The organism is Agrobacterium albertimagni AOL15 (genome assembly GCF_000300855.1).
GTDB lineage: Bacteria > Pseudomonadota > Alphaproteobacteria > Rhizobiales > Rhizobiaceae > Allorhizobium > Allorhizobium albertimagni.
Genome location: NZ_ALJF01000045.1, coordinates 1 through 1,363, shown reverse-complemented (window position 1 = coordinate 1,363; position 1,363 = coordinate 1). Strand labels below are relative to the sequence as shown.

At 61.6% G+C, this 1,363-nt stretch carries 1 protein-coding gene; it reads right to left on the bottom strand.

Annotated elements, in window-relative coordinates; all coding sequences use genetic code 11:
- Window positions 1-1,310 (bottom strand): HlyD family type I secretion periplasmic adaptor subunit (locus QWE_RS24245; protein ID WP_006728820.1); only part of this gene is annotated, 1,310 nt, incomplete at its 3' end.
- Window positions 1,311-1,363: the final 53 nt, after the last annotated feature.

Below are 1,363 nucleotides of genomic sequence, written 5' to 3'. Positions count from 1 at the left end.
TCCCAATACTCCTCTCTGAAGGCCCTCGTGATCTGGTCGGTGAATGGCTTTGCGAGGAACGAGATGACGGTTCTTTCTTCGGTTTCGATATAGACTTCGACGGGCATGCCCGGGGTGAGTTTTGTCGCGAGATCGCCGAGGTCACTGGGGGAGAACGTCACGCTGGTCTTGTAGAAGGGCAGGTTCGTTGACTTGTCGACGATGGTTGCGCCGGGGATGATGTCGACGGCGCCGACGATTTCCGGTGTGGTCTGACGGTTGAAGGCGGTGAAGCGCATGCGCGCGGTCTGGCCGACGAAGACACGGTCGATGTCGGTGGGGGCGACCTTGACGTGCACGTTGAGCTCGCTGTTGGCAGGCACGATGGCCATGATCACCTGGCCCGGTGCAACGACGCCGCCGATGGTGTGCGCCTGCAGGTCGTAGATCGTGCCGCTTTCCGGCGCCTTGACGACCGTGCGATCGAGCCGGTGTGTCAACTGCAGCGCGCGCTGCTCGAGTTCGGTGAGCCGAGCCTCGACCGAGACGATCTCCTTCTGCAATTCCGTTCGGCTGGTCTGGTCGACCGACATCAGTCGGACCTTGAGTTCGCTGATCTGGCCTTCTGCTTCGGCAACACGGGCGAGAAGATCACCGATCGTGCCCTCGATGCGGACCATCTGGCGGCGAAGGCCGCGCAGCTCGGCGGCCTTGGCGAGGCCCTTCTGTACCAGCCCCTCCTGCATGGCGAGCTCTTCTGCAAGCAGCTCGTTTTCTGCAAGATTGGCCTTTTCCTGCTCTCTCAGACCGTCGATCTGGTTGCCCAGCTGCGAGATCTGCATTTCGATCTGCTGCTTCTGATTGGCCCGCATGACGCGGTTTTCGTCGAAGAGCTTGGCTTCCTCGCGCTTGACCTCGGGAGAAAGCTCCAGACCCTCGAAGGAAAGCACGTCGAGACCGTCGCGTTCGGCCACAAGCCGCGCCATCATCGCCTTCAGCTGGGCGACCTGCGAGGTGACGATGCCGAGCTCGATGCGCAGTTGCGTGTCGTCGAGGCGCAGAACGACATCGCCCTTCTCAACCAGAGAGCCGATCTTCACGGGAATCTCGACGATCGTGCCGCCATCGACATGCTGGACCTGCTTGGTATCTCCAATGACGACGAGTTCGCCCTGCGAGATGACGGCGCCTGCGAGCTTCGCATGAGCAGCCCATCCGCCGATCCCGGCGGTCAGTGCGAGACCGAGGACGGTCGCGCCGAGCATGCGTCCCTTCAGCCCCTTGCCGGAGAGCGAGACATGCGTGTCAGTGTCATCAAGGCGCTTCGTCATATTGTGTCCCCCTTACGCAGTTTACAGTTTCGGCCAGGAAGCGCTTGATCGGT